The organism is Intestinibacter sp. (assembly GCF_051866655.1).
GTDB lineage: Bacteria > Bacillota > Clostridia > Peptostreptococcales > Peptostreptococcaceae > Intestinibacter.
The window spans coordinates 1-5,192 of the sequence record NZ_JBJDXL010000182.1; the positions used below are offsets into that span (position 1 = coordinate 1).

Annotated in this window: 6 protein-coding genes and 1 pseudogene; all 7 read right to left on the reverse strand. The window is 30.8% G+C overall.

Features of this window, described 5'->3' with window-relative positions:
* Positions 1-494: OB-fold nucleic acid binding domain-containing protein (locus ACI3VO_RS05510; protein WP_439756949.1), on the reverse strand; the 494-nt coding region annotated here is incomplete at its 3' end.
* A 15-nt stretch (positions 495-509) separates the two neighbouring features.
* Positions 510-986 carry a transcription elongation factor GreA gene (gene greA / locus ACI3VO_RS05515; protein WP_439756950.1) on the reverse strand — a complete coding sequence of 159 codons (477 nt, stop codon included), beginning with the start codon at positions 984-986 and terminating at the stop codon, positions 510-512.
* A gap of 109 nt (positions 987-1,095) precedes the next feature.
* Positions 1,096-2,064: a tRNA dihydrouridine synthase DusB gene (gene dusB, locus ACI3VO_RS05520; RefSeq protein WP_439756951.1), complete on the reverse strand. Its 969-nt coding sequence runs from the start codon at positions 2,062-2,064 to the stop codon at positions 1,096-1,098.
* Positions 2,065-2,242: 178 nt separating this feature from the next.
* A complete protein-coding gene (locus tag ACI3VO_RS05525; protein WP_439756952.1) occupies positions 2,243-3,013 on the reverse strand; it encodes a type III pantothenate kinase in 771 nt (256 codons plus the stop codon).
* 17 nt (positions 3,014-3,030) lie between these two features.
* Positions 3,031-3,630 (reverse strand): ECF transporter S component, encoded by a 600-nt coding sequence (locus tag ACI3VO_RS05530; RefSeq protein ID WP_439756953.1) that lies wholly within the window; start codon positions 3,628-3,630, stop codon positions 3,031-3,033.
* Between the two features lie 254 nt (positions 3,631-3,884).
* Positions 3,885-4,862 carry a P1 family peptidase gene (locus ACI3VO_RS05535; RefSeq protein WP_439756954.1) on the reverse strand — a complete coding sequence of 326 codons (978 nt, stop codon included), beginning with the start codon at positions 4,860-4,862 and terminating at the stop codon, positions 3,885-3,887.
* A pseudogene (locus ACI3VO_RS05540) lies at positions 4,855-5,192 on the reverse strand (biotin--[acetyl-CoA-carboxylase] ligase); the annotation flags it as partial. The pseudogene ACI3VO_RS05540 and the gene ACI3VO_RS05535, both read right to left, overlap by 8 nt.

Consider the following 5,192-nt stretch of genomic DNA (forward strand, 5'->3'; position numbering starts at 1 on the left):
TATCTTTGTCTATATCTTAAATCTGGGTCTTTTAATCCATGGAATTTTTCTGGTAGTATTTGTAATGATTTAGATAATAATACTATACTTGTTGCTTTTACTGATATTTCTTCTCTTTTTGTTTTAAATACAGTACCTTCAACACCTATAATATCACCTATATCATATGTCTTGAAGACAGGGTATTCTTCTTCACCTATAGCGTCTTTTCTAACGTAGCATTGTATTCTACCTTGAGAATCTTGTATATCTATAAATCCAGCTTTACCTTGGATTCTTTTGCTCATAATACGACCTGCTATTCTTACAGTTTGACCTTCTTTAGCTTCGAAGTTATTTTTTATATTCATTGAATAATCGTTTACATCGTATTGTGTTTGTTCAAATGGGTTTCTTCCCATGTCTATAAGATTTTGTAATTTATCTCTTCTAACTTGTAATACTTCACTAAGTTCTTCTTGTGTTTCTATATTCTTTTGTTGATGTTTACTCATTTGTTCCTCCCTCTTCTATCTATTTATTTCTAAAACTTTGAATTTAACTACTCCGTCTGGTGCTTGTATTTCTAGTTCTTCACCTACTCTAGCACCTATTAGTCCTTTTCCTACTGGTGATTCATTAGATATTTTCCCTTCGAATGGATCAGCTTCAGAAGAACCTACAATTGTATATTCAACTTCTTCTTCAAAATCATAATCATATAATTTAACTATTGAACCTACAGTTACAATATTAACATCTATTTGACTTTCATCTAGAACAACTGCATTTCTTAATTTTTCTTCAAGCTTTATTATTTGTTCTTCTAATTTTGCTTGTTCATTTTTAGCTTCATCATATTCAGCATTTTCTGATAAGTCCCCAAAACCTATAGCAATTTTTAATCTTTCTGCAACTTCTTTTCTTTTTACTGTTTTTAAGTATTCTAATTCTTGTTCAAGCTTATCATAACCCTCTTGTGTAAGTAACTCTTGCTTTTCTTCCATAATTTAACAACTCCTTTTACTCTCTATTTTCTAATAAATTATAATTTTCCTTATATTTATTGTTTCCTTTTATTCGTTCTAACTAATTTATGCGCTATATTATAAGTCACTAACGGGATTGTGTCAAGGATAACTCCCTTAACTTCATTATTACACCTTCACTATCAGTTAATTTATTAATTTCATCTCTATATCTAGCTGAATTTTTTAAACCTTTTATATACCAACCTATATGCTTTCTCATTTCTCTGACAGCTACATATTCTCCATGCTCTTCAACTGCAAGCTTCATATGTTCTATCGCTGTGTTTATTTTTTCTTCAGCAGTTGGCTTAGGTAAAATCTCTCCTGTTTCCATATAGTGATTTATTCTATTAAATATCCAAGGATTTCCTTGAGCGCCCCTACCTATCATTATAGCATCACAATTTGTTTTTTCTAACATATTTATTGCATCTTCTATCTCAAATACATCTCCATTGCCTATTACAGGTATAGATATAGCATCTTTTATCTCTTTTATTATATCCCAATCTGCGTTTCCTGAATAATATTGTTCTCTAGTTCTGCCGTGTATTGCCACTGCACTTATTCCAGATTGCTCAGCTATTTTAGCTATTTCAACTGCATTTATACTTTGATCATCCCAGCCTTTTCTTATTTTCAACGTCACCGGCTTTGTAGAATTTTCTACTACAGCTCTCATGACCTCTTCTGCTAATTTGGGATTTCTCATTAATGCTGAGCCATCACCGTTTTTTACTACCTTAGGTGCTGGACATCCCATATTTATATCTAGTATTTCATTTGGATGAGAATTTAGTATTTCAGTTGCTCTTCCCATATATTCTGGCTCTGAACCAAAAATTTGAATCGCAATTGGGTGCTCCTCATCTTCTATTTTAGTCATTTTCTTAGTATTTTCATCATTATAACAAAGTGCTTTTGCATTTATCATTTCTGTATAAAGCATTCCGCAGCCCTTTTGCTTACATATTAATCTAAAAGGAAGATCTGTTACTCCTGCCATAGGAGATAGAAAAACCCTATTATCAAGACTTACATTTCCTATGTTCATCCTCATGCTCCTTTATTTAAAAGTTTTATTAATCGCTTTAATTCATTATTAACCACTTCTAATATATTATTACAAAAAATTAAAATATACTATATTCTTTTTGATAAATTTTAATTTTTTTATAAATTTATCCCTTAAAAAAGACCGCCTCTTTATTATTGAGACAGTCTTTTAGTTTCTATTCTTTATTTTTTTCATATATAAGCTTTAACCCTTCTAAAGTTAAATCCTTATCGATATAATCTATGCTATCAGTTTCTGAGTCTATAAGTGTAGCAAGACCACCTGTTGCGATGACTTTTACATCATCACTACCTAATTCTTTTTTTATCATAGAAATTAATTTTTCGACCATTCCTGCATATCCATAAATTATACCAGCTTGCATTGCTGATACTGTATTTTTACAAATTGTCATTCCTGGCTTAGTTAATTCAACTCTAGGTAATTTAGATGCTTCGTGGAACAATGCTTCACTTGATATTTTAATTCCTGGACAAATTGAACCTCCAAGATATTCTCCTTTTTCTGATATTGCACAGAATGTAGTGGCTGTACCGAAGTCAACTATTATTAATGGAGAACCATATTTTTCTATAGCTGCAACTGCATTTACTATTCTGTCAGCTCCAACTTGTTTTGGATTATCGTATTTTATATTTAGTCCAGTTTTTATTCCTGGTCCTACTATTAATGGCTCAACTCCACAGTATTTTTTACAAAAATTTTCAAGAGAATGCATAACATCAGGAACTACTGATGATATTATAATATTTTTTATATCTCTCATATTTATCTTATGATATTCAAATAAGCTATTTATTAACATACCGTATTCATCTGAGCTTTTTTGATGATCGGTATTTATTCTCCAGCTGTTAGTTAATGTATCATCTTCATAGATACCTAAAACCATATTTGTATTTCCAACATCAAATACTAATAGCATTTATATAAACCTTCTTTCTATTTTTTGCTTTTTCTAATCATGACTACTGCAACTGCTGCTACTAAAATACCTGCTACTATAGCTTCTGGTATACCATTAGTTGCACATATTGCTAAAATATATTTACCAGCGTTTCCTGATTGTCCAATTGCTTGCATATATTTATCTGCATATATAATATAAATTAATCCCATAACTCCAATTGTATTTGTTAAAGAACCTAATACCCCTGCAACAAATCCAGATAAATAAACTCTTTTGCTTATTTTATACATTAATGCATATACATAATATGCAACTACACCAATTAATATTCTTGGTAATACTGATATAATTGGATTCATAAAACAAAATGATGCAATTGATGGTTCTGTGAATGCTTTAAATAGACTTGTTAAACCGAATATTAGACCTACTGCTGCTCCAACTAATGGACCTTCTACTACTGCACCTATTATAACAGGCACATGCATTATAGTTGCGTCAACTGGTCCAAGTTTTATATAACCAACAAAAGGAATCATAGATAATACAATTGATATTGCTGACAATACAGATATTACTGCCATTCTTCTAACATTTACTTTTCTTTGTGCTGATGCTTGCACGTTCATCATAATATTAACCTCCGTTCCAGCTCCTTTGGATGCCGGACTTCTAAAATTATTTTGTTACACTTTTTACCCTTTATAGTCAGACTCCTCTTTTGAGAATGCCTGCTGTAACAAATCAATTTTATCAGCAGGTACCTATATTGTCAACAATCTTACATTTTTTTTGTTATTTTTTTATCTTATCCATAAATATTTTTTATGATGTATATTTTTGATATTATATCAAAATAGTTTCATAATTTGTCAAACATTAAGTTCTATTTAACTAGTATTTCAGCATGTAATTCATTGTATGAAGGTATTCCATTAATTCCTTTTGCGTTTTTTACTGCATTTATTATGCTTTTTTCCATAACTTCAACTGCAATAGATCCTATTAAAGTTAAGTCCGCACCTGTTTCTATCTCACCTGTCGCCATAGTAAATATAGTGTCTCCATCGTGAGGAGTATGAATAGGGAATATAGCTCTTGCATATCCGTCATGTGCCATTTGAGATATTTTTTTGCATTGAGCTTTGTCTAATTTCGCATTAGTTGCTATAATTCCGATTGTAGTATTGTCTATACTGAAGCCACCCTTTGTTACACCCTGTTTCATAAGATTGTAACTGTTTAAAAACTCTGTCTTGTTGTCATTTAATGCACCGGCGATTACATTTCCATTTTCGTACACATCACCTAGTGCATTTACTGCTACTAGTGCAGATACTACTATTCCATTATTTAATTTTATAGAATAACTACCTATTCCGCTCTTAGTTACAAACTCTGGTCCTCTTATTTTTCCTACAGTAGCTCCACATCCTGCACCGTAGTTTCCTTGTTTCAAGGTAGTTTCACTAGCATTTAAACAAGCTTCGTATCCCATTTTTTTATCAGGTCTTATTTTATAATCTCCTACTCCTAAATCAAATAATACAGCACCTACTACTATAGGAACATTGCAAACACCTGAATCAAATCCTATATTATGTTCTTCTAAATACTGACTTACTCCACATGTACTCTCTAATCCAAATGCAGAACCTCCTGATAAAACAACTGCATTTACCTTTTGAACAGTATTCACTGGATCAAGTAAATCAGTTTCTCTAGTACCAGGAGCAGCTCCTCTTACATCTACACCGCAAGTAGCTCCTTCTTCGCATATAACTACTGTACATCCTGTAAGTGCGTCTTCATTTTGTGCTTGTCCTACTTTTAAACCTTTTACATCTAATATATTATTATACATAGCCCTTCACTCCTCTTATTGAAATTTCACCTGACATTATCTCTTTTATTTGACCGTTTCTCTCTTTAATAATTAAATTTCCACTATCATTTATATCTATGCATTTTACTAGTTCTTTTTTATTATTTTTTATAATATATACTTCTTTATTTATTATAGGTGAGTATTTTCTACATATCTCTAAAGTATTTTCTTTATTTCCATCTAATATATATTCCTTATATAATTCCTCAAATTCTATACAAAACTGTCTTACTATATCTACTCTAGATATTTGATAGTTTTCTTTATATAAAGAAGTTGCTTTTTCTTTTATTTCATCTGGAAAAT

Bases quoted from the DNA above. Each gene is read 5' to 3' on its own strand.
- greA (WP_439756950.1), bottom strand. From the start codon at position 986: ATGGAAGAAAAGCAAGAGTTACTTACACAAGAGGGTTATGATAAGCTT.
- dusB (WP_439756951.1), bottom strand. From the start codon at position 2,064: ATGAACATAGGAAATGTAAGTCTTGATAATAGGGTTTTTCTATCTCCT.
- ACI3VO_RS05525 (WP_439756952.1), bottom strand. From the start codon at position 3,013: ATGCTATTAGTATTTGATGTTGGAAATACAAATATGGTTTTAGGTATC.
- ACI3VO_RS05530 (WP_439756953.1), bottom strand. From the start codon at position 3,630: ATGATGAACGTGCAAGCATCAGCACAAAGAAAAGTAAATGTTAGAAGA.
- ACI3VO_RS05535 (WP_439756954.1), bottom strand. From the start codon at position 4,862: ATGTATAATAATATATTAGATGTAAAAGGTTTAAAAGTAGGACAAGCA.